This is a genomic window from Niallia tiangongensis, from assembly GCF_044704065.1.
GTDB lineage: Bacteria > Bacillota > Bacilli > Bacillales > Cytobacillaceae > Niallia > Niallia tiangongensis.
Map to the genome: position 1 here is coordinate 590,167 of NZ_CP162613.1, position 22,263 is coordinate 612,429.

A 22,263-nucleotide genomic window follows, 5' to 3' on the forward strand; every position below is an offset into this window, starting at 1 on the left:
AAAAAATTTCAAAAAGGTACAAGTTTTTTTATTAGCAGAGTAGAGTATAGTATGAAAAGAGGATTCTATTTGAAGGAGTTGTGAGTATGTCATCAAACCCTAACTTAGATGATTATATGCAAAAGGGTATGTATGGGGCAAAGGAGACGAAGCCAGAGGAACGCAGAAAATTTCTTGGTACCCTAAGAGAAAGAGTTGTGCTTGCATTAAATCAATCTCAAGTAATTGAACCATCGCCCTATAAAGAAATACTTGATGCTATGCAAAAGAATAATGGCGCGAAATTATATTTAAATGGTCATTTAGACTATTCATACTTATCGAAATATATTAAGGAAGCTAATCAAGCCAATATGGAATACACGATTGTAACAAACAAAGAGGCAGATAGTGAAATTGGCTTATTAATTGCTTATGATTATGCGATAAATAAAGAAGATATTTATATAGGGAAACAAAAAAGTGATACAGCAGAAGAGGAATCATTGCAAGATAATCAGAAAAAGGGATTATTTACGACGATTGGAAAATGGTTTAGTAAATAAGAGAAAGGCTCAAAAAGAGAAATCTTTTTGGGCTTTTTGGTTTGAATTAATTGTTGTAGGCATGTTTACTTCTTTTGAAAAAGGTAAATAAAAAAAGAAAGTGCAGAATATTTGTTTTGTAAAATTATATTGTGTACAATGTATATGTAGAAAATAATAAATTATTGGAGGAATTAATCATGAGCGAAACAATTCTTACAACATCTGTTACAGCAACTGGCGGAAGAGAAGGTCGAGTAGAATCAGAAGACTATGTTATTCAATTTGATACAGCGATGCCAGGAACTCAAAGAGCAAAGGAATTGGAGGATGCAACAAATCCTGAGCAATTATTTGCAGCTGGATATGCGGCATGCTTTGATGGTGCGTTACAATTAATGGCGCAGAGAGAAAAAGTAAACTTTGACTCTGAAACAACAGCGAGTGTTAGCTTACTAAAGGATGAAACAGATCAAGGCTTTAAATTAGGTGTGAAATTATCTGTTAAAGGAACTGGAATTGAAAAGGAAATATTAGAAAAGCTTGTACACAAAGCCCATAATTTCTGCCCATACTCTAAAGCAACTAGAGGAAATATTGAAGTACAATTAGAAGTAGTTACAGCATAATATAACCTAAAAGAGGGAAGAAGAAAGTATTAAAACTTTTATCTTCTCTCTTTTTATCGTTTATCTTATTTTAGATCATGGTGAATTACGTAAGGTTTTGCAAGAGATTCAAAAGAGATTGCTTTAATTCATTGAGTTCTTCGTCTGATTTTCCGAAAAGCTTGCTAACTTCGGTTGGAATACATTTTGCTTTTTGCTGTAGAGAAGCTCCTTTTTCCGTTAAGGTAATTAGTACGGAACGTTCATCCTCAAGGGATCGCTTACGTTGAAGTAATTGTTGCTGTTCCATTCTCTTAAGCATCGGCGTTAGTGTGCCAGAATCAAGGTATAAATAATTTCCCATTTCCTTCACACTAAGACTTTTATGTTCCCATAGAAGTAAAAGAACTAGGTACTGTGGGTAGGTTACATCTAGCTCCTCTAACAATGGCTTATATTTTTTCGTCAATTCCCGAGAACTTGCATATAAAAGAAAACAAAGTTGGTTTTCTAATTTTAAAGAGTCTAATTCATTCATTGTTCGTCACCTAGCTTTTTAGTCTTCTAAATATAAACTATTGTATCGGATTTTGCTTTAATTTCCTATCTATTTGCCGAGAATGAGAAAAATAAAGCAATTTCTGTTTCGTGAATAATGGACTTTTACTAATAAGAACAGGCTTTTGATGTCTAACAACAAGCTTAGAAAAAAGAAGGATTTAATAAAAAGTTAGCGAAATAAATGAGAAAAGGGAAAAAATGGAGAGAGTATCTATGGATATAACAGCGTTAAGACCCAAAAAAGGTCAGCCTTACGTCTTTATTTCGGGGAAAAATATTATACCACAAAGAGATTTATGCAATGGATGATAGCGAGAAAGCAATATGCAAAGAAAAAGCAAATTGCATTACTACCGTATTCCTATTTTGCCCATAAAACAATGCTGCTAAGAGAATTAAAGGATGTTGATATGAAGCTGCAGTATAACAAAATTATCAATTTAAAAGTAGCGGTAACAAAAATAAACCAGATTGTGTTAGAACCAGGAGAAACCTTTTCCTATTGGAGAACAATTGGCAAGCCCACTTATAAAAAGGGTTTTGTAGACGGAATGGTTCTTTATTCTGGAAGCTATCGGACCGGAGTTGGTGGAGGACTGTGCCAGCTTTCTAATCTGATTTATTGGATGACATTACATACTCCATTAACAGTGGTGGAAAGGCATCGCCATAGCTATGATGTTTTTCCAGATTCTAACCGAACACAGCCATTCGGAAGTGGAGCGACTTGTTCCTACAATTATTTAGACCTACAAATCAAAAATGAAACAGATACAACTTTTCAAATATGCTTAGAAGTAACGGATACCCATTTAAAAGGGGAATGGCTAGGAACATCCCCTAGTTTATCTCGTTATGAGGTGTTTGAAAAAGAGCATCAAATCACACCGGCATATTTCGGAGGCTATATTCGTCATAATCAAATCTACCGGAAAAAATTTAATAGAAGAGGCGTATTAGTGGAGGAAGAGTATATTACAGAAAATCATGCATTAATGATGTACGAACCACTCCTTTCCTCGACTGAAAATACAACGTAAAAGAGGGATCTCCCTCTTTTTTTCTTATAAATTTCTAACTCAAAGCTAAAATGGGACGAGCAACGAAGAGGGGGATGATGATATAATTGGATAGATTGTATCAATTTAGTAAAGTATAAAGTCTATTGTTTTTTAATGTCTAATTATAAGAAACAACAACAATCTATGAGGAAACAGCCTCCTAATAAGATATATTCCTTCTTTCGGTTGCTTTCCTAACGTTTTGTTTGATATTATCAGATTATTGTGTTGTACGTATAATGATGGAGGTGACATATATATGTCAAGAATTACGAAGGAAGAAGTAAAGCATGTTGCTAATCTTGCTAGACTTGCGATATCGGATGAGGAAGCGGAGCATTTTCAAAAGCAATTAGATGCTATTATTTCTTTTGCAGAAGAACTAAATGAATTAGACACAGAGGGAATTGAACCAACTTCCCATGTATTAGATATGAAAAATGTATTGCGTGAAGATGTACCAACAAAGGGATTACCTGTTGAAGAAGTTTTACGCAATGCACCAGATCATCAGGATGGACAAATTAAAGTACCATCTATCATTGAGTAAGGAGGGGAAAACATATGAGTCTTTTTGATCAAAAGATGACGGATTTACAGGAATTATTACATAAAAAAGAGATATCTGTTACTGATTTAGTAAAGGAATCGTATAATCGCATAAAAAATGTAGATGAGAAAGTACAAGCATTTTTGACTTTAGATGAAGAAAATGCTCTATCACACGCTAGTGCACTAGATAGAAAGCTTGTAAATGGGGAACATTCAGGGAGCCTATTTGGAATGCCGATTGGTATTAAAGATAATATTGTTACGAAGGATTTAAGAACAACTTGTTCTAGTAAAATCTTAGAGAATTTCCAACCAATTTATAATGCAACTGTTATGGACAAGCTACAAGCAGCTGGGGCTATAACAATCGGAAAGCTAAACATGGATGAGTTTGCTATGGGATCTTCAACAGAAAATTCTTATTACCAAAAAACGAAAAATCCATGGAATCTTGAAACTGTTCCTGGTGGATCATCAGGTGGATCAGCCGCATCTGTAGCAGCAGGCGAGGTACTCTTTTCGCTTGGATCAGATACTGGTGGTTCCATTCGTCAACCAGCCGCATTCTGTGGGGTTGTCGGCTTAAAACCTACATATGGAAGAATTTCACGCTTTGGTCTAGTTGCATTTGCATCCTCCCTGGATCAAATTGGACCAATTACACGTACGGTAGAAGACAATGCTTTCTTGCTTAATGCCATTTCTGGATTAGACCCAATGGATTCTACTTCGGCAAATGTAGAGGTTCCTGATTTTACGAAAGGACTAACCGGAGATATAAAAGGCATGAAAATAGCTGTGCCGAAAGAGTATCTAGCAGAAGGAGTAAACGAAGCTGTTCGCCAATCTGTTTTAGATGCCTTAAAGGTACTAGAGAAATTGGGCGCAACATGGGAAGAAGTGTCCTTGCCACATAGTAAATATGCCCTTGCAACTTATTATTTATTATCTTCTTCAGAAGCATCTGCAAACCTTTCTCGTTTTGATGGTGTTCGCTATGGCTATCGTGCAGATGATGTGGAAACATTAATCGATCTATATAAGCGTTCTCGTGCAGAAGGATTTGGAGATGAAGTTAAACGTAGAATCATGCTTGGAACCTTTGCGCTAAGCTCTGGCTATTATGATGCTTATTACAAAAAAGCACAAAAAGTACGTACATTAATCAAAAAAGATTTTGAAGATGTATTTGAGAAGTATGATGTCATTATTGGGCCAACAACTCCGACTCCTGCCTTTAAGTTAGGGGAAAATGTAGACGATCCATTAACGATGTATGCAAATGATATATTGACAATTCCAGTGAACCTAGCTGGCGTACCAGGTATTTCGGTTCCTTGTGGCTTCTCTAACGGTTTACCGCTTGGTTTACAAATTATCGGCAAACACTTTGATGAAGCATCTGTGTACAAAGTAGCTTATGCGTTCGAACAGGCAACGGATTATCATAAACAAAAACCAACGCTGTAAGGGGTGAAAAAAATGGAATTTGAAACAGTCATTGGGCTAGAGGTCCATGTAGAGTTAAAAACACAATCAAAAATATTCTCAGCAAGTCCCAATCACTTCGGTGCTGCGCCGAATACAAATACGACAGTAGTCGACTTAGGCTATCCTGGCGTACTACCTGTTTTAAATAAAAAAGCAGTAGAATTTGGCATGAAGGCATCGATGGCATTAAATTGCGAAATAGCGACTGAAACAAAATTTGACCGTAAAAACTATTTTTATCCAGACAATCCGAAAGCTTATCAAATTTCCCAATTTGATAAGCCGATTGGAGAACATGGCTGGATTGAAATTGAAGTCGATGGCTATAAGAAAAGAATTGGCATTACCCGTGTTCATTTAGAAGAGGATGCAGGAAAATTGAATCATGAGAAAGGATATTCCTTAGTGGACTTCAACCGTCAAGGAACGCCATTAATTGAAATTGTTTCTGAGCCAGATATTCGTACACCAAATGAAGCATATGCTTACTTAGAAAAATTGAAATCAATCATTCAATATACAGGTGTTTCTGATTGTAAAATGGAAGAAGGATCTTTACGTTGTGATGCTAATATTTCAATTCGTCCAGTAGGGCAAGAGGAATTTGGAACAAAAACGGAGTTGAAAAACTTAAACTCTTTTAACTTTGTCCGTAAAGGATTAGAGTACGAAGAGCAGCGCCAAAGAGAAGTTGTATCTTCAGGCGGAGTCATTAATCAAGAAACACGCCGCTTTGATGAAGCAACAAGTACAACATTATTAATGCGTGTAAAAGAAGGTTCAGATGATTATCGTTATTTCCCAGAACCAGATTTAACAGATTTGTATATCGACGAAGACTGGAAAGCAAGAATTCGTGCAGAAATTCCAGAATTACCAGATGCAAGACAAAAGCGTTACATGGAAGAATGGGGCTTACCAGAGTACGATGCGAAAGTATTAACCGTTACGAAGGAAATGGCTGATTTCTTCGAAGGCACTGTTGCAAACGGAGCAGAGCCAAAGCTTGCTTCTAACTGGGTAATGGGAGACGTTTCTGCTTATCTAAACGCAGAACAGAAGGAGTTAGCAGAAGTAAAGCTAACTCCAGAAAATCTTGCTGGTATGATTAAGCTAATTGGAAATGGAACGATTTCTAGTAAAATTGCTAAGCAAGTCTTTAAAGAGTTAATTGAAAATGGTGGAGATGCAGAAGCGATTGTCAAAGAGAAGGGACTAGTACAAATTTCCGATGAAGGTGCATTATTAAAAATTATCGGAGAAGTATTGGATAACAATCCTCAATCAATTGAAGACTTTAAAAACGGAAAACAAAAGGCAATTGGTTTCCTTGTTGGTCAATTGATGAAAGCGACAAAAGGACAAGCTAATCCACAAATGGTTAACAAATTGTTAGTTGAGGAAATGAATAAAAGATAAAACAGGGGAGTTATCTCCTTTAGCTGTCAGCAAACGCAGAAAAGCGGTATTGTTGGCAGCTTTCTTTGTTACGAGGAAGAAGTTCGGTGCCCGTTTGGAATAAAAGATATGGAAAAGGTAACAGAGGGACTTCCTCTGTGCCCGAGAGCAAGAGAATCAGCAGGGAAAGGTAACAGAGAAGCGTCCTCTGTGCCCGGGAGCAAGAGAATCAGCAGGAGAAGGTAACAGAGAGGCTCCCTCTGTGCCCGAGAGCAAGAGAATCAGCAGGGAAAGGTAACAGAGAAGCGTCCTCTGTGCCCGAGAGCAAGAAAAAAAGCAGACAAAGGTAACAGAGAAGAAGTCGTCACAGAGCCTATTTGAGCTAAATGAAATAGAGAAAGGGAATGGATGAACCATTCCCTCATATTATAAACGATTTAAAACCTTTACATCTTTTTTACTATGATCATTTCAAAGTAGGAAACTATCATTCCTATCGAATTTGTACATATCAATAAGCTGATTTCTGAAATTTCGACAGTATTTCCCAGGAAAAGTCCATAATCTACAATTTACTAAAAAGCTTGTCCAATGAAGGGGAATCAGCCTATTTTCTTCGGGTTAATTCGATCCTTTTTTATATTTTTATCGTTTATTTTTGGTTCATTATGATGAATAAAATTTATGATATTAGAGCGATGTAGAAAGATTAATAGTAATAAAAACAAGAAAAAGAGCCAGTCATGCTGGATAGTAGGAGAAAATAGAGCATATAAGAAAATGGTTATTCCTACAGAAATACTACCTAGAAATACATATTTTGTTATAAAAATGACAGCAAAGAATGCGAAATAGGTAATGAAAAACAAAGCTGGATTGGCAACGAGAAGGGTTCCCGCAGTTGTTGCAATTGCTTTTCCACCACGAAATCTAGCGAATATAGGAAAGCAATGACCAATGACTGCGACTAATCCAGTGTATAACGGATTTACATCTACCATAAGCAAGTAGGGTAAACATGCGGCTAGCGCTCCTTTTCCGACATCAAGCAGTAATACGGCAATCCCAGCTTTTTTGCCTAACACGCGAATAGAATTAGTAGCTCCAGGATTAAAGCTGCCATGTTTACGAATGTCGATGCCATAAAAAACCTTGCCGATAATTAAGGCAGTTGGAAAAGAACCGATTAAGTAAGAAGCTACGATAATAATAATCAAGTGCATTTCTCCTTTGACATAATCTTATGTTACTAGTATAAAACACTATTTTTGTTCTTTTCTTTTATTCTATGCAGCAAGAGGGAGAAGTTTGTTCCCTTCTCCCTATATTATAAAATAATAACTGCTGTTTTTTTATTTAAGTCTATTTAATCAATAGATTTTATTGATTTAAATCTTTCTCCTCTACTACCAATTTTTCAACCGTAACAATCACTTCTTCTGTATCTACATAATCTACAGTTAGTTCCATCCCTTTTTCTAGGAAAATACTATAAGGAAAATCATTTGATGAAACTTGGTAAATGGTTTTATTTCCATCTAGCATGAATTTTACAATCGTGCTATTTTCAACTTCTGATTTATATACATAGCTGACAGTTCCAGTTATTGTTTTTTGGTCGGCAATATTGTTAGGGACAGTTTTATCATTTTTTAGAAGGGTAACAAGTGCATATTTATAATCATTAAAAAGCTTTGTTTTTTCGGTATGATAACTATACACCTTTTCATCCTTTGCGTTAATCAACATAATTTCTCTTAATACATGATTGCTGTCCATAAGCGGGACAACCCATGTGAACTGTCCATAAATCGTATAAAGCAGCGGAGTACCAGCTTCGTACTTTTGGGCACGGAAGGTTTTTTCTGCAACATTGATAGCAGATTTACCATTTAAAGAACCGTTTGCTTCGGTGTAGAAGGTAAGAGCACCGGTGCGAGCGTTAATCATGGAGTAACCAACCATACTGCCGCTATCTGATTTCGGACGGGTGAAGTCAGTGAACCAATGCAATTGTAAGTCTTCATTAAATACACCATTTACTTCGTTTACATCTTCCCAAGCGGTTGGTAATTTCATATCTTCTTTTGCAAAAAGAGTATTCCAGAAACCATGAATATATTTTCCATACCACTCATTCCAGTCCTCAGCAACGCTTGTAGGAATGACATGATCAATGAAATCAGGAATATTGTTCATAGTATAGTCCTCTATTTTTCCAGTAGCCGGATCAATGATATAAATTCCTTTAATATCAACAATCTCTCGGAATTTATTGAACTGTCCATAAGGAATAACGTAATAAGGTTTATCATTGTCATCTGGTTCAAAGCTTGCTTCAAGTAGAATTGTATCCTTATGCTTATTTCTGACAAGACGTTTTACATCTTCATTAAAGTATGCAGATGGAACGTACTTCATGGACGATTTAACTAAGATGGCATCTTCATTTTCGTCCTCTGCGCTCATTTTAATAAAGCCAGGAACGTCATTTCCTTTTACCCACTTAAAAAATCCTGTGTATTCAATCGGAGTTACCCAATAGAGATGATCATCAATTTTCTGTAAAGTAGAGTTTCCTAAATCGTAATAGGAAGGATGAGCAATCTCCCCAAGCTTTTTTTCACTTCGATAACGTGCATAGCTTTCCGGTACAACAACGATATGCTTTTCATTTGTAGAAACAGCTTCCTTCTCGATAACGGTAGCCTTTTTTTGTACAAAATGATATTTATCTCCTGTAATGGTTACTGGATAGATAAATTGAACATATAGACTAAATAAGACAAAGTATAAAAATAGAATTCCAGTTATTTTATATCCCTTTACTTTTCCAAATAGTAAATCTAAAAATAAAAAGAAAGCAATGTAAATAGCACCATATTTAAACAGAGCCTGTAAGGAATGATCAATTAGCTGAAAATAATCAAGACAAAAAATAATGAGAATCCCGGCAAGCAATCGTATGACCTGAAAGACCAGAAATCTTTGTTTTTTTAGATGGCTTTTCCATATGAACGGATTTAGTGTTAAAGCCAGTAAGGCAAATAAATAATGCATACACATTCTCCTTTAATAATTGCTATAGAGTAAATACGTAAGAAGTGGTAAAAAGTTTCAATTAATAATGGTACTATTACAAAGGAGAGCAATGCAAATAAAAATAAGAAGAAAGCAAAAATAATAAAAAGACTGTAGGGGGATGGCAATCCGTTTACGTCTATTATTATAGAATGGCTAAGAAAGGGGGGAGAGGCCATTAGTGATCAAGTATTAATTGACAAAGTAAAAGCAGGAAATGATCACGCATTTCGACTGTTAGTAGAAAAGCATCGAGACTATTTGTTTCGTACGATATATAGTGTTTTGAAAGATCAGAAAGAAGCAGAAGATGCGACGCAGGAAGTGTTTATTAAAATCTATACCTCTCTCCCAAAATACGAGAATCAAGGTTTTAAAACATGGATTACAAGAATTGCTGTCAATCATGCCATTGATATGAGAAGAAAAAAGCAAAGAAGAAAAGAAGAGATGGCAGAAGAATTGGAATCTCACATAGGAGGCTCTCGTGCTGATAATGTAGAATTAGAAGTGATAAAGCGGGAAAGACAAAAGCTTGTTCAACAAAGGCTTAAGGAAGTACCGGCTAATTATAGGGATGTCATTTATGGTTTTTACATTCAAGAAAAAAGCTATCATGAAATGGCATCTGAACAAAATGTGCAAGTGAAAACGATTGAAATGAAGCTGTATCGCGCAAGGCTCTGGATCAAAACGCATTGGAAGGAGGAAGACTTTTTATGACAACACATTATTCTAAAGAACATTGGATGAAGTATGTAAAGGACGAATTAAAGGAGACAGAAAGAATCCTGCTTGAAGATCATTTGTATACATGCGATCAATGCTTAGAATTATATATAGATGCAGTAGACATGCAAGAGGAGAAACTTCCTTCAATTTCAGATGAAGCAGCTTTTATGAATGACATTATGAAGCAAATAACAAATGAAAATATGGATAGGGAAACAGTAGGGGAAAGGAAACGTCCTTTTTATCAATCATCCATATTCCATTATGCCATTGCCGCGAGTCTCACATTGATTCTGATGTCGGCAGGATTTTTTCAATCGATTATAAAACATACAGAAACAATCCAAAAAGCGGAAGTATCTTTTAAAGAAGAGCCAAAATCAGGCGGGTTAGTGGATAAGACATTTGCCTGGATGGATTCATTCGATGGTAGTAAAAAGGAGGATTTTAAGAAATGAAAAACCCGATTGTTGCAACAATCTTAGCATTTTTTCCAGGTGGAGGTCTTTTCTATATTGGGAAAAAGTTACGAGGCTTTTTATATGGGCTAGCTGTATTTGGACTAGCATTTATGTCCTTGTTCCTTATTCATTCGTGGTATCACAGTGAATGGACATTTGTCGCAATTGTTATTGGTTTTCTTATCTATTGTATTAGTTTTCTCGATACATTAATTACGACCAGTAGCTATTTAAAGGAGCGGGTCAATTTTGCTAGTAAAACAGAAAATGGGGAGGCATCGCCTGTATTAGTAAAAACAGCTGAGTCTGAACGGTTTTATACAATAGTATTGTCGTTTATTCCTGGTTTAGGTCATATTCAATTAGGATTAGTATACCGAGGAATAACGCTCTTAACAGCTTTTCTAGGTTTAGGAATCATGATTTTATTTATCGCATTTCTAACCTATACGAATGAATTTCTATTATTCTTGGCGATTTTACCGGTTATTTGGATTTACGGTTTTTACGATGTCTCTCAGCAGTTTAATAAAAAACTCAAAGGGGAAACACTTGAGGATATTACCATTTTTCAAGATTTTGAAAAGAATCGAGAAGAAGGGAAGAAAAGTAAATTTATTGCAACCTTCTTATCTGTATTTCCAGGTGCGGGTCATTTATATTTAGGTTTGCAGCAAAGAGGGATTCAGCTAATGGCAGGCTTCTTGTTCTCTATCTTTATTCTCAATGAATTACGATTAGGTCTCTTTTTATTCGTTATCCCTATTATTTGGTTTTATAGTTTCTTTGATGGATTGCAAAAAGCGTCAAAGGTAGGGGAAGAGGAGTTAGAGGATGTACCAGTTATTGCGTATCTAATTAACTACCAGAAATGGTTTGGAATTGGTCTACTCGTTATTGGTTTATATTATTTAATGATTAATATTATCCTACCAATATTTTCGCCTATCATTAGAGACATAATAGATATTGATTTACGTTTCTTCTTTTACCAATATTTCCAGACCGGAATTGTTTGTCTTGTTCTTATTTTAGGTGGAATTCATTTGTTAAAGGGAACGAAAAAGAAAAAAATGTAAGAAGTCTCGAGGAAATAGAAAGATAGATTATCCTATTGGCTTTTTGATTTTCCCATTCAAAAGGCCAATAGCTACATAAGGAGAGAAGAGAATGAGACAATGGCGGGTTGGCACTTTTTCAATGGGCTTATCTTTAGTATTTCTAGGAGTTTTTCTATTACTTACACAGTTTTTTGATTGGCAGATTGTGACCGTATTAAAAGTTTGGTGGCCAATTATTTTAGTTATTCTTGGAATGGAAATTTTATTATACTTGTTTTCCTCCAAGCAGGAAAAACCTTATTTAAGCTTTGATCTATTCAGTATTATTATTGTTGGAATAATTGGTACTGCAGGGATATCGATGGTCTTCCTCCAATCTACGGGTATTTTGGATATTGTGGAACAAGGATTAAAAAGAGAAGAAGTAACAAAAGATTTGCCAGAATTTAATTATGCAATGAAGGATAACATTAAAAGAATTGTCATTGAATCAGAAAGTCAACAAAATCCGGTTACAATAGAAGGAACAAATGAAGATGTTCTATCATTATTCGGAACCTTTCGCACCGTGCAATCGAAGGAATTAGATGTTTCGAAGCCAGAGGATTATCTCCATGTGTCCCAAAAGGGAGATACTTTATTTGTACGCATAAAACAATTGCCTTATCGCATGTCTGAATTTTATACAGACTATTCTTCCATACATACAAGGATACTTGTGCCAACGAATAAGAAGTTAGATATTATTGACTTGAATAATGACATTACCTTAAATCCTCGTGATTTAAAAAGTAATTGGACAGTCAATAATGTTCCACAAATTGATTTAATATTAGATGAAACAGCAAATGTTAAAGTTTCCGTCAATGATACAATCATTAATAATCGTGATCGAGAGGAATGGGAATATTCAAGTACAGAGGATGCAAAGGCTGACAGCGAGACAACAGCGATTTTACAAAAGGGAAAAGGCAGTCCTGCTATCCACGTTTTTGACAGTGGATCATTAGATTTAACAAATCATTAACAAGGTAAAACATACATCCATAGTTGCTTTTTACCATTAAAGCAGATGAAAAAGGATAGATTGGACTCGATGAATGAAGTATTCCTGAGGAAAATCATCCTTTTTTGAACCGGGAACTATTTGCTATTCTTATCGAATGGTGTCTCTTTTGTTGTCAGATTTCCTCTATTGATAAAGAATTGTGACTCTGGGTGTCGGAAAAAAGTTAATCAAACGTTTGATTAATAGAAAAAATCCTGTAATAGAGGAAAGGAAAGTATGGTGAACTAATAGATTGGGTTATAATGTGGGAAGAAACGCTAATGCTGGACACTTATCTATATATGCCACATAACATGGTAGTAGCTAGAGTTAAAAATTGCCTAAGCAAGTGCTATCGTATATGATGTTATTGGCTATGGAAAAAAATGAATTTTGATTATAGGATGATGAAAAAATGAAAAGGGCAAGGATAATATATAATCCGACTTCTGGTCGAGAAGCTTTTAAAAGACATTTGCCAGAAGTGCTAAAAAGATTAGAAGAGGCAGGATATGAAACTTCCTGTCATGCCACAACGGGTCCCGAGGATGCGACATATGCAGCAAGAGTCGCAGTAGAAAGACGCTATGATCTTGTTATTGCTGCTGGTGGGGATGGAACCATCAATGAAGTGGTAAATGGAATGGCTGAGCAAGAATATCGCCCAAGGCTTGGGATTATTCCTGTAGGAACGACGAATGATTTCGCAAGAGCGCTGCATATTCCAAGAGATGTCATGGGAGCGGTAGATGTAATCGCAAAAGGAGATACAATCCCAATTGATATTGGAAGAATGAATGATAAATATTTCATCAATATTAGTGGTGGTGGACAGTTAACGGAAATCTCTTATGAGGTTCCAAGTAAACTGAAGACTATGCTAGGACAACTTGCTTACTATTTAAAGGGCATGGAAATGCTGCCGTTCATTAAAGCAACGCATGTGAAAATCGAATATGATGGGAAGCTCTTTGAAGGGGAAGCTATGTTATTTCTAGTTGGCCTTACTAATTCAGTTGGTGGTTTTGAAAAGTTAGCTCCTGGAGCTTCTATTAATGATGGTCTTTTCTCCTTGCTAATTTTAAAAAAGGCAAACCTTGCAGATTTCATTCGAATAGCTACACTTGCTCTCCGCGGAGAACATATAAATGATCCGAACGTCATTTATACGAATGCGAATCACATTAAAGTTAGCTCTGACGATAAGGTACAATTAAATCTTGATGGAGAATTTGGCGGCTTATTACCAGCTGAATTTATTAATTTATATCGCCACTTTGAGTTATTTGTGCCAATTGAAGAAATTCGAGATGAAGACCGACCTGATATGAAGGATTATAAAGATGTATCACCAACAGACAATACAGAGGAGTGAGAGGAATAAGAAATCCCCTCACTTTTTGTTTTGAGTCCCCCTAAATTTTTTCCATAATGAAGAGGCTTGCGCTTTCCTGATAATATGTTACAATTACCACGCTTATTTTTTTCGGAAATATCGATGTAAAGGAAGACGATAATGAGTAAAACATTACCCGTTCAAAAGAACGATATAATAGATATAGTTTTTGAAGATTTAACCCATGATGGTTCAGGTGTTGCAAAAGTAGATGGTTATCCACTATTTATCCCCAATGGACTCCCAGGTGAAAAAGCAACCGTAAAAGTAATTAAGACAAATAAGAATTATGGTTTTGGCCGTTTAATGGAGATAACAGAAAGAAGTCCTTATCGTGTAGAAGCTCCATGCCTTATTTACAAGGAATGTGGGGGCTGTCAACTCCAGCATTTAAGCTATGAAGGGCAACTGAAAATGAAGCATAAGCATGTAAAGGATGTCCTTGAGCGGATTGGAAAAATCAATACGACTGTCCATCCAACGCTTGGTATGGAAAATCCTTGGCGCTATCGTAATAAGTCACAGGTTCCAATCGGTGAGCAGGAGGGTGGCCTTATTGGCGGATTCTATCAACAACGCTCCCACCAAATCATTAATATGGAACAGTGTATGATTCAGCAAGAGGAAAATGATTATGTCGTAAATACAGTAAAGGATATTTGCTCGAAATATGGAGTTCGTGCCTATGACGAAGCACGTCATAAAGGAGATCTACGTCATATTATGGTGAGAAGAGGGCTGGTTACGAAGGAAGTAATGGTTGTATTAATCACTCGTACACAGGATATCCCCAATCGAAAAGCAATTGTTGATGAAATTGCTCAAAAAGTGCCAAATATTAAATCAATTATCCACAATGTGAATAACAAAAAAACGAATGTAATAATGGGAGAGACAACAAAGGTTCTGTGGGGAGAAGAAACGATTACTGATTATATTGGCGATGTGAAGTTTGCTATCTCAGCTCGTTCTTTTTACCAAGTGAACCCAGACCAAACAAAGGTACTCTATGAGAAAGCGCTAGAATATGCTGATCTAAAGGGGGAAGAGAAAGTAATCGATGCCTATTGTGGAATTGGGACAATCTCATTATTTTTAGCCAAAAAGGCAAGTCGAGTATTTGGCGTCGAAATTGTTCCACAAGCCATTGAAGATGCAAGAAATAATGCGCTATTAAATGATATCCACAATGTGGAATTCGCAGTAGGAGAAGCAGAAGTAGTTATCCCCAACTGGTATAAAGAAGGAAATGAAGCAGACGTTTTAGTAGTAGATCCACCTAGAAAAGGCTGTGATGAAGCATTATTACAGACCATTCTTGATATGAAGCCGAAAAAAGTTGTCTATGTGTCCTGTAATCCAGCTACTCTAGCTCGTGATTTGCGGATATTGGAAGACGGCGGCTATAAAACGGAAGAAGTCCAGCCTGTGGATATGTTTCCACAGACCATGCATGTGGAGGCAGTGGCGAGGTTATCGTTGGTGTTGTAAAGCAGTAATAAACATTATAAAATAAAACTCGTGTCCTAAAGAAGGATACGGGTTTTTTGTTGATGCTTGCAGGCGTGTACCTATATTTTAGAGCTTCTTTATTATACTACTGGGCCTTTAATTTATCTTTAAAATACCATCTGTAGTAGATTCGCGAAATATAATAAGTAACCCACATTGTTATAAAGCTCCAGTACCATTTCCAGTTTTTATATTTTATTAAATTCGTGTATTTACAACCAACTACTTCGAATCCTGTGATAATTCCTGAAAACAAAAAGTAATAACAAAATTTATAAAAGGTACTTCTTTTCTCTGGGTAATACAGATTGAAAAATGAACATAATGCTGGATAAACAAAATATTCAAAAGTAAAACTACTCTTATTAGCTTTTTTGAAAAATAAACGAGAGGGATAGGAAATTAGATTTTTTTCAACTACGAGTAAACCAAATATCCAAGTAAGAACCTGTTTAAACAAAAATGATAATTGTGCTTCTCGAATTTTATTTCTCGGTACAAATACTAATAATAAAAATGACATAATAATCCAGGCTGATAACTCAATTCTTTTTTCTAATTTATTTTTCAAAATAATTCACCTCTATAGAAATAGAGTGATGATTTACCCGATTTTTTATGCAATTTAATTAAATTTTTAAGGAATGGGACGAGGGGAAATGGGACGAGGGGACAGGTACTTTGTCCCATTCTCGTCCTATTTTATTTAATGGGTAAAAAAGAGCAAGGAGCACAATGGATACGCTGTATGTGCCTTGCTCTAGTCCTTTTACAAGGAATAATATTAAAAGTTTTCGTATTTATTGTCGAGGAATAAAAGCGCTTAAGGAATAATTAAACAAACTTAACATTCGTCAGTTTTTCAGATTCTTCCCAAAGCTTTGATGCAACTTGAACATCTTTTGCCTGTGGTGCAATTTTTGCTATCTTAGGATAACCTCTCATCTCATTCATTTTGGAAGGGCCGTAATAATTCCTACCTGTTGCCTCTTTGGCGGTCGCAGCATAAAGTGATGGCCAGGCTCCATGGGCAGGTAGCTGAAAGAGTATTGGTCCAAACAAACGGCGAGCAATACCCGCAAGGCTATTCTTTCCGGCTCCATTAGGAATTAATTCTGTCCTTGAGATTCCCGGATGTGCACCAAAACTGCTAATTCCCCATTCTGCAGCATCACTTCTTCGTTGTAGTTCAAATGCAAACATTAGACATGCAAGTTTTGACTGCGAATAGGCTACCATTGGTTTATAATTGTGCTCAGATTGAAGATCATCGAAATTTATAGTACCTGAAAGATGAGCTATACTACTCAACGTAACCACTCTTGGGTTCTTTCCTTTTTTCAGAAGAGGGAGTAAATGTGCTGTTAATGCAAAATGTCCAAGATAGTTTGTACCAATTTGTAGTTCAAATCCATTTTTTGTAAGCATACGGCTAGGCGGATTCATTACTGCTGCATTGTTAATTAGAATATCCAAACTTTTGCGTTGTGCCTTCATTCTTTCGCTAAATGCTTCAATTGATGCAAGATCAGCTAAATCAAGTTTTTCAAAATGAATGATTCCAGACGGATTTATTGCTTTAATCTTTCTAATTGCTTCTTCACCTTTATCTTTGTTGCGGCCCGCCATTATCACTTCAGCACCTGCCCGAGTCATCTCTAATGCTATTTCATATCCGATTCCACCGGTTCCTGTAATAACAACGGAGCGCCCTTTTTGTGATGGGATATCAGCGCGGAGGTCCAATTACGTTTCATATTTTCTCCCATAATAGCACCTACTCCTTAATATTTAATTTTACATCTCATGTCTTATCGGTTTTTTATATCTTAATTATAGTAACCCTTATTTATAGATTGATGTTAAGATACTTTGACTATTATCAAATTGCTGGACAGTTGTAAGTTTAATTTATTATATTAGATAAATATTTCTGTATCAATATTCAAACCGGACTAATGGACAGTCAGTTACTTTTTGTAAAGTTAAAAGGAGGAAATGACATGAAAGAAGACGCTAGGATCACTCAGTCTAAAGCATTATTGCTGGATGCTTTTTTATTGCTTTTAGAGTATAAATCATTTGATGAAATTAGTATTTCAGAGCTATGTAGGAAGGCCGGGATTTCGAGACAAACTTTTTATAGTAATTATAAAAATAAAGAAGATGTGTTGCTAGAACATCTGGATGATATTCTAAATGAGTTTTACATCCATAATTTATCAAAGTTGGAATATGATGAAGTATTTCATATTTTAAGTGTAATTTTCACAAAATATCATCATTTTTTACAGAGCCTGTTTCGGGCAAATCTTGATTTTCAAATCATGTTCCGCTTTGAAAGACTAGTGCAACAAATGAATAGTGAGTTTCAGGATCACTCGCATATTGAATATTTTAATTGTTTTTTTGCAGGTGGGATACATCTTGTTTTAAGAAAATGGCTTTTGCTAGGAACACCAATAACTGCTACTCAACTAACTTCAGTATTCAAACAAATCAGTGCTCCAGTCGTATCAAATTTAAGACAAACTGAAAAGCAGATAAGGTCGCAGTCCACCGAATAATCTTGATTCATTGGGAGTGTCGCTTAAATCAGTAGTGTTCGTAAAGAAGGAGCGGCTATTCAGTAACAAGCGAGAAGATGTTAGAGCCGGTGCGGTGCTACCAACTCAAGTATAGTGGCGACAGCAATTGCAAGTGGATTACATTTATACTACTATCTTTGCTATCTATTTGATTATCCTTAACTGATAATATAGTTAGAGGTAAAATTTATGTAAATGAATCAATTTCATAAATTTAACGCTTAGAGCCTCAAGGTCTCAGAGACACAAAAAAAGGAGTACCTCCCCAAAATGTCGAATTTAGTAAGCACTACACAAACTAATAAGACTGGAGGAAGACTCCCTATGACTATTATACGACAAGGAAGCCTATTTGACCTACAAGAATTATATCATTTAGAACCTACCCAACGGTTTGAAGCTGTTTTTTCTACCATTGACATCGAACCGATCTTCGCTGTGGTAACGAAGAAATCGCGTTTTGGAAGGCCTGTTGGGCTAAACTATGCAGCGATGATTTATTCGCTCATCGCTAGAATTACGGAGCGAATTCCGTTTATTAAGGATTTAGTGAAACGGTTAAAATATGACATGATCTTTCGTCTCGACTGTGGGTTTTTAGTTTCAGACTCTATCCCCTCAGAAGCAGCTTATTCTAGAATGATTACTGTTCTTTGTGAATCCGATGTTCTTGAAAATGTGCAAGGAACACTGCTCCATCAAGCCATTTCAGAAGGCTTTGTGGAGGATGACACAGTTGCCATTGATGCCACGCATGTACTAGCCAAAGATGCAGCACCTCCAAAGGAAGAACAGCCAAAATCGGAACCGAAAAAACGTGGACGTAAATCAAAAGAAGAGCGTGAACAATGGCTTATCGAAAAAGCAGAACAGGAAGCCAACCTTCCACTTTATGACAAGAAAATAGAAGAACAACTAGATATTCCTCTGGATGAACTTCGAGCTGAAATTCCTCAAGATCCTCAATGGGGAATCAAGAAAAACAGCCAAGGAAAAAATGTTTTTTGGTATGGCTACAAAGCTCATTTAGCTGTAGGGACAAAGAGTCAGTATATCTTTCAGTCTCTTCTATCTTCCGCTAATTTAAATGATGGAAAAGCTGCAATCCCTTTATTAAAAGGACTTCACGAACACGTTTTGTTTCCTTCCATGCGTTATCAAACAATGGATGCAGGTTATGATTTTGAAGCGATTTATACCCAAATTCATCGAATGGGGCATCAATCTGTGATTGCTTATAATAAGCGGAATGAACCCGAACCTATTGGATTTGATAAGCACTTCGCCCCTACATGTGTCCGAGAGCATTCTTACCGTTACGATAGCTTTGATCATCAGTATGAAACGTTAAAATATACACGTCCAAAAGAGTGTAAAGACTGTCCGTTAGCGAATGATGGTCTTTGTCAGAGAGTATACAAAGTAAAAATCACAACCGATCTTAGAAGATATACCGCACCAGCCCGTGGATCAAAAACTTGGAAAACCATCTTTAAACAACGTACAGCGGTTGAGCGAGTAAATGCCTATCTTAAAGGTTATTTCCAGCTCAACAATGTTCGTTATCGTACTGGGAAAAGAGCGAAAGTCCATTTTGATCTCGTAACGCTTGTTTACAATGCTTCCAAGTTAGGAGCAGATAGGATTAACCGTAAGTTAAGTAAGCAACAAGCAGCTTAAAAATTTTATAGGAGATAAAATTCTGTAAGTCTGTGTTTCTTTAAAAGCTCGAATTATGAAATTAACTCAAATAAAAGAAATAAAAGATTCACGGAGACAAGCGAGCAGGTTCCTTGTCCCATTATATACAGCAGTTATGTTATTGTTGTCTTTTTTTAGGTAAGATATTTCTGCTTTCTAACTCCTAGATTTTTCACCCTAGCAATCCATTATATTTCGGAAACGTACCACTAAACTCAGTAAAATCTTATGAGCTTTGAATATTTTTGGATAACGTATTCTTAGGCTATAAGCTGTAATAAATAGTAGCCCTCGTAAAAAAATAAGTCTAGATAAACTCTTCTTGAAAAAGGGCCTTTATCTAGACTTATTATATATGGTTATGCCTACAATAAGCTTGTTTTTCGATATTTTAAAGGAGTTGTCCCAATTTGTTGTAGAAACTTTTTGCAAAAGTAAGCTGAATCGGTAAATCCGCATTTTTGGGAAATAGCGTAAATAGGTAAGTCCGTTTCTTTCAGCATTTCTTTTGCCTTTTCCAAGCGATACTGTAGTAGATAGTCCATAAAGCTGATATTCATTTCTTTTTTGAAGAGACGACTAAAATATTGTGGATTAAGATACAATTCTTTTGCAATATCTTTTACTTTTATATCAGTCTTATATTTTTGAGTGACCAAATCTATTGCTTTTTGAATCGCGGGATGACTATTTTCAACTGATAGAATAGGTGTGTTTTTTTCTTTAGTGTAAACCGGTTTATCATCATTCTTTATTGTGCTTAAAACCTTATCAATAGCTTGAATGACCAATTCTTTTCTCACAGGTTTTAGTAAATAATCTGCAACATGAATCTTTAGTGCTTTGTGAGCGTATTCAAAATCGGAGTAGGCTGTTAAGACGATAGTCTGCGATTTGGGCAGAAAATCGACTAGCTCTTCTTGGACGGATAGTCCATCCAATTCTGGTAGTCCAATATCCATGAAAATAATATCAGGCTTTGTTTGTTTGGCTTCCTTCAAAGCCTCATACCCGGTGGATGGTTCAGCAACGATTTGGATTTCAGGGAATCGAGAAGTAATAATCTTCCGTAGTGCTTTTTTCTCTAAGTTTTCGTCTTCTACAATCATTAATCGGACACACATAGTGATGGCTCCTTTCTGATTTGTGCCTTGGTAGTTATCTTAGGAAATGTTAATTCAATGATTGTGGTATATTGATCATTATTCATTAGTTTAAGCCCATATACTTTTCCGAAATAATCCTGAATTCGTAAGTGAGAGTTCATAACACCTAAATGGCCGTTAAAACAATTGCTGTCCAATAAAGTTGCTTTTTTACTTTCGGGGATACCAATACCAGTATCTTTAATGAGAATCTTTAGCTGGTCATCAACCTCTAGACACTCAATTTCCAACCTTCCTCCATAAGAAAGTGGTTCAAGTCCATGGATGATAGCGTTTTCCACCAATGGTTGCAGAATCATAGAAGGAATTAAAAATTTTTCTAATTTTGAATCTAACAGAATAGAATAATTTAGTCGATCCTGATAGCGGACCTTTTGCAGGAGTAAGTAACGGCGGATGTTTTCCATTTCTGTATGTAAAGTCGGAAATTCATTAATTTGGCGCAAATTATAGCGAAGCAGATCAGAAAGATTGAAAATCATTTCTTCTGTGTCATTGGCTTCTTCAAACATTGCCATACGAGCAATGGAATTTAAGGTGTTAAATAAAAAGTGAGGGTTGATTTGAGCCTCAATAGATTTTAATTCTGCATATTTAGCCCGTTGTTCGAATTCTAGTTTTTTCTGTGTCTCATCCAAAAGCTTTTGCTGGGCCAAATATTTTAAGCCCATCTCTTTTGAATAATTGGCGATCAGTTTATAAAGATCGAGACATTTTTTTAAGTAATCGAACTTGACAACCGGAATCTTATCAATAGCATTAATTAATTCTTCATGGGGTAAATCAAATTCTTTTTCCAACTTCATTAAATTTTGTATATTATCTTCCAATTTCGCATCATTTAGCAATACTTGGCCTCCTAATACAGCGCCAACCATTACATCATCTACTACAATTGGTGCGCAACAATCCTTTAAACCTATGTGGCAGTCATAACTTATAGCAGCTCCTAGGTGGATTGCAAGTTCACATGCTTTTTTATCACAAAGGATACAGCGTTCCTGTCCTTTTTCAGTAGACCGGATTAATTGGCATAAAGGAGAAAAGTTATTTAAATTACTGATAGGAGTACCATCGCGATCGACGGTAACGGCAGATACACTCATCATATCGGATAGTTTTTCTTGGACTTCTGCTAAACGATCAACATCTATAATATCTTGTAATGAAATATCGTTCATTTCTATCGCAATTCCTCTCATGTATTTTTTTGTTAGTATAGCACACTGAAAGTCATATTTGTTATATGTGTCTGAATTTACACAATTAGAAGACGGTTTCTTTTGTTATATAAGAGGTCAGTTTAAACAAATTTTTGTTAG

The 22,263-nt window shown here is 35.8% G+C and carries 20 protein-coding genes and 1 pseudogene; 14 read left to right on the forward strand and 7 right to left on the reverse strand.

Annotated features, from left to right (window positions below; all coding sequences use genetic code 11):
* Positions 1 to 86 precede the first annotated feature (86 nt).
* Both AB3U99_RS02960 and AB3U99_RS02965 read left to right on the forward strand, forming a co-directional pair.
* Complete coding sequence (locus AB3U99_RS02960; protein WP_400245294.1) at positions 87 to 545, forward strand: YueI family protein; 459 nt, start codon at positions 87 to 89, stop codon at positions 543 to 545.
* A 179-nt stretch (positions 546 to 724) separates the two neighbouring features.
* Complete coding sequence (locus AB3U99_RS02965) at positions 725 to 1,153, forward strand: organic hydroperoxide resistance protein (protein WP_400245297.1); 429 nt, start codon at positions 725 to 727, stop codon at positions 1,151 to 1,153.
* An 85-nt stretch (positions 1,154 to 1,238) separates the two neighbouring features.
* Here AB3U99_RS02965 and AB3U99_RS02970 read toward each other — a convergent pair whose 3' ends face one another.
* Positions 1,239 to 1,670, reverse strand: coding sequence for a MarR family winged helix-turn-helix transcriptional regulator (locus tag AB3U99_RS02970; protein WP_400245299.1), 432 nt, complete (start codon positions 1,668 to 1,670; stop codon positions 1,239 to 1,241).
* A gap of 236 nt (positions 1,671 to 1,906) precedes the next feature.
* Between AB3U99_RS02970 and AB3U99_RS02975 the strand changes: the two are divergent.
* The 4 genes and pseudogenes from AB3U99_RS02975 to gatB all read left to right on the forward strand — a co-directional run bounded on the left by AB3U99_RS02975 (position 1,907) and on the right by gatB (position 6,216).
* Positions 1,907 to 2,733: pseudogene (locus tag AB3U99_RS02975) on the forward strand (VanW family protein).
* A gap of 280 nt (positions 2,734 to 3,013) precedes the next feature.
* The gene (gene gatC, locus AB3U99_RS02980) at positions 3,014 to 3,304 is read left to right on the forward strand and encodes an Asp-tRNA(Asn)/Glu-tRNA(Gln) amidotransferase subunit GatC (RefSeq protein WP_031538078.1); all 291 of its coding nucleotides are present in this window, start codon (positions 3,014 to 3,016) and stop codon (positions 3,302 to 3,304) included.
* A 14-nt stretch (positions 3,305 to 3,318) separates the two neighbouring features.
* The gene (gene gatA / locus AB3U99_RS02985) at positions 3,319 to 4,776 is read left to right on the forward strand and encodes an Asp-tRNA(Asn)/Glu-tRNA(Gln) amidotransferase subunit GatA (protein ID WP_400245302.1); all 1,458 of its coding nucleotides are present in this window, start codon (positions 3,319 to 3,321) and stop codon (positions 4,774 to 4,776) included.
* A gap of 12 nt (positions 4,777 to 4,788) precedes the next feature.
* A complete protein-coding gene (gene gatB / locus AB3U99_RS02990) occupies positions 4,789 to 6,216 on the forward strand; it encodes an Asp-tRNA(Asn)/Glu-tRNA(Gln) amidotransferase subunit GatB (RefSeq protein ID WP_400245304.1) in 1,428 nt (475 codons plus the stop codon).
* A 581-nt stretch (positions 6,217 to 6,797) separates the two neighbouring features.
* Here gatB and plsY read toward each other — a convergent pair.
* Together plsY and AB3U99_RS03000 are read right to left on the reverse strand one after the other, a co-directional pair.
* Complete coding sequence (plsY, locus tag AB3U99_RS02995) at positions 6,798 to 7,418, reverse strand: glycerol-3-phosphate 1-O-acyltransferase PlsY (RefSeq protein WP_400245306.1); 621 nt, start codon at positions 7,416 to 7,418, stop codon at positions 6,798 to 6,800.
* 157 nt (positions 7,419 to 7,575) lie between these two features.
* Positions 7,576 to 9,255 (reverse strand): hypothetical protein, encoded by a 1,680-nt coding sequence (locus AB3U99_RS03000; protein ID WP_400245309.1) that lies wholly within the window; start codon positions 9,253 to 9,255, stop codon positions 7,576 to 7,578.
* 255 nt (positions 9,256 to 9,510) lie between these two features.
* On the opposite strand from AB3U99_RS03000, the gene AB3U99_RS03005 reads away from it, so the two are divergent.
* The 6 genes from AB3U99_RS03005 (at position 9,511) to rlmD (ending at position 15,465) form a co-directional block, all read left to right on the forward strand.
* Entirely contained in the window at positions 9,511 to 9,999 is a 489-nt protein-coding gene (locus AB3U99_RS03005) for a sigma-70 family RNA polymerase sigma factor (protein ID WP_400247938.1), read from the forward strand.
* Entirely contained in the window at positions 9,996 to 10,466 is a 471-nt protein-coding gene (locus AB3U99_RS03010; RefSeq protein WP_400245311.1) for a hypothetical protein, read from the forward strand. The genes AB3U99_RS03005 and AB3U99_RS03010 overlap by 4 nt, the downstream gene beginning before the upstream one ends.
* Positions 10,463 to 11,548, forward strand: a complete 1,086-nt coding sequence (locus AB3U99_RS03015) for a hypothetical protein (protein WP_400245312.1) — start codon at positions 10,463 to 10,465, stop codon at positions 11,546 to 11,548. Before AB3U99_RS03010 ends, AB3U99_RS03015 begins: the two co-directional genes overlap by 4 nt.
* Before the next feature lie 91 nt (positions 11,549 to 11,639).
* The gene (locus tag AB3U99_RS03020) at positions 11,640 to 12,557 is read left to right on the forward strand and encodes a hypothetical protein (protein ID WP_400245315.1); all 918 of its coding nucleotides are present in this window, start codon (positions 11,640 to 11,642) and stop codon (positions 12,555 to 12,557) included.
* 436 nt (positions 12,558 to 12,993) lie between these two features.
* Positions 12,994 to 13,953 (forward strand): diacylglycerol kinase, encoded by a 960-nt coding sequence (locus tag AB3U99_RS03025; protein ID WP_400245317.1) that lies wholly within the window; start codon positions 12,994 to 12,996, stop codon positions 13,951 to 13,953.
* Positions 13,954 to 14,094: 141 nt separating this feature from the next.
* Positions 14,095 to 15,465, forward strand: a complete 1,371-nt coding sequence (gene rlmD, locus AB3U99_RS03030; protein ID WP_400245318.1) for a 23S rRNA (uracil(1939)-C(5))-methyltransferase RlmD — start codon at positions 14,095 to 14,097, stop codon at positions 15,463 to 15,465.
* A gap of 106 nt (positions 15,466 to 15,571) precedes the next feature.
* Here rlmD and AB3U99_RS03035 read toward each other — a convergent pair whose 3' ends face one another.
* Both AB3U99_RS03035 and AB3U99_RS03040 read right to left on the reverse strand, forming a co-directional pair.
* Positions 15,572 to 16,057 (reverse strand): CBO0543 family protein, encoded by a 486-nt coding sequence (locus AB3U99_RS03035; RefSeq protein WP_400245319.1) that lies wholly within the window; start codon positions 16,055 to 16,057, stop codon positions 15,572 to 15,574.
* 263 nt (positions 16,058 to 16,320) lie between these two features.
* Positions 16,321 to 17,232: an SDR family oxidoreductase gene (locus AB3U99_RS03040; RefSeq protein WP_400245321.1), complete on the reverse strand. Its 912-nt coding sequence runs from the start codon at positions 17,230 to 17,232 to the stop codon at positions 16,321 to 16,323.
* Positions 17,233 to 17,489: 257 nt separating this feature from the next.
* Here AB3U99_RS03040 and AB3U99_RS03045 point away from each other — a divergent pair, with 257 nt between their 5' ends.
* Positions 17,490 to 18,053 carry a TetR/AcrR family transcriptional regulator gene (locus AB3U99_RS03045; RefSeq protein ID WP_400245323.1) on the forward strand — a complete coding sequence of 188 codons (564 nt, stop codon included), beginning with the start codon at positions 17,490 to 17,492 and terminating at the stop codon, positions 18,051 to 18,053.
* A 345-nt stretch (positions 18,054 to 18,398) separates the two neighbouring features.
* Positions 18,399 to 19,754 carry an IS1182 family transposase gene (locus AB3U99_RS03050; RefSeq protein ID WP_400245325.1) on the forward strand — a complete coding sequence of 452 codons (1,356 nt, stop codon included), beginning with the start codon at positions 18,399 to 18,401 and terminating at the stop codon, positions 19,752 to 19,754.
* A 386-nt stretch (positions 19,755 to 20,140) separates the two neighbouring features.
* Here AB3U99_RS03050 and AB3U99_RS03055 read toward each other — a convergent pair whose 3' ends face one another.
* Positions 20,141 to 20,899, reverse strand: coding sequence for a helix-turn-helix domain-containing protein (locus tag AB3U99_RS03055; RefSeq protein ID WP_400245328.1), 759 nt, complete (start codon positions 20,897 to 20,899; stop codon positions 20,141 to 20,143).
* Positions 20,884 to 22,122: a PocR ligand-binding domain-containing protein gene (locus AB3U99_RS03060; RefSeq protein WP_400245330.1), complete on the reverse strand. Its 1,239-nt coding sequence runs from the start codon at positions 22,120 to 22,122 to the stop codon at positions 20,884 to 20,886. The genes AB3U99_RS03055 and AB3U99_RS03060 overlap by 16 nt, the downstream gene beginning before the upstream one ends.
* Positions 22,123 to 22,263: the final 141 nt, after the last annotated feature.

Bases quoted from the DNA above. Each gene is read 5' to 3' on its own strand.
- AB3U99_RS02960 (WP_400245294.1), top strand. From the start codon at position 87: ATGTCATCAAACCCTAACTTAGATGATTATATGCAAAAGGGTATGTAT.
- AB3U99_RS02965 (WP_400245297.1), top strand. From the start codon at position 725: ATGAGCGAAACAATTCTTACAACATCTGTTACAGCAACTGGCGGAAGA.
- AB3U99_RS02970 (WP_400245299.1), bottom strand. From the start codon at position 1,670: ATGAATGAATTAGACTCTTTAAAATTAGAAAACCAACTTTGTTTTCTT.
- gatC (WP_031538078.1), top strand. From the start codon at position 3,014: ATGTCAAGAATTACGAAGGAAGAAGTAAAGCATGTTGCTAATCTTGCT.
- gatA (WP_400245302.1), top strand. From the start codon at position 3,319: ATGAGTCTTTTTGATCAAAAGATGACGGATTTACAGGAATTATTACAT.
- gatB (WP_400245304.1), top strand. From the start codon at position 4,789: ATGGAATTTGAAACAGTCATTGGGCTAGAGGTCCATGTAGAGTTAAAA.
- plsY (WP_400245306.1), bottom strand. From the start codon at position 7,418: ATGCACTTGATTATTATTATCGTAGCTTCTTACTTAATCGGTTCTTTT.
- AB3U99_RS03000 (WP_400245309.1), bottom strand. From the start codon at position 9,255: ATGCATTATTTATTTGCCTTACTGGCTTTAACACTAAATCCGTTCATA.
- AB3U99_RS03010 (WP_400245311.1), top strand. From the start codon at position 9,996: ATGACAACACATTATTCTAAAGAACATTGGATGAAGTATGTAAAGGAC.
- AB3U99_RS03015 (WP_400245312.1), top strand. From the start codon at position 10,463: ATGAAAAACCCGATTGTTGCAACAATCTTAGCATTTTTTCCAGGTGGA.
- AB3U99_RS03020 (WP_400245315.1), top strand. From the start codon at position 11,640: ATGAGACAATGGCGGGTTGGCACTTTTTCAATGGGCTTATCTTTAGTA.
- AB3U99_RS03025 (WP_400245317.1), top strand. From the start codon at position 12,994: ATGAAAAGGGCAAGGATAATATATAATCCGACTTCTGGTCGAGAAGCT.
- rlmD (WP_400245318.1), top strand. From the start codon at position 14,095: ATGAGTAAAACATTACCCGTTCAAAAGAACGATATAATAGATATAGTT.
- AB3U99_RS03045 (WP_400245323.1), top strand. From the start codon at position 17,490: ATGAAAGAAGACGCTAGGATCACTCAGTCTAAAGCATTATTGCTGGAT.
- AB3U99_RS03050 (WP_400245325.1), top strand. From the start codon at position 18,399: ATGACTATTATACGACAAGGAAGCCTATTTGACCTACAAGAATTATAT.
- AB3U99_RS03055 (WP_400245328.1), bottom strand. From the start codon at position 20,899: ATGTGTGTCCGATTAATGATTGTAGAAGACGAAAACTTAGAGAAAAAA.
- AB3U99_RS03060 (WP_400245330.1), bottom strand. From the start codon at position 22,122: ATGAACGATATTTCATTACAAGATATTATAGATGTTGATCGTTTAGCA.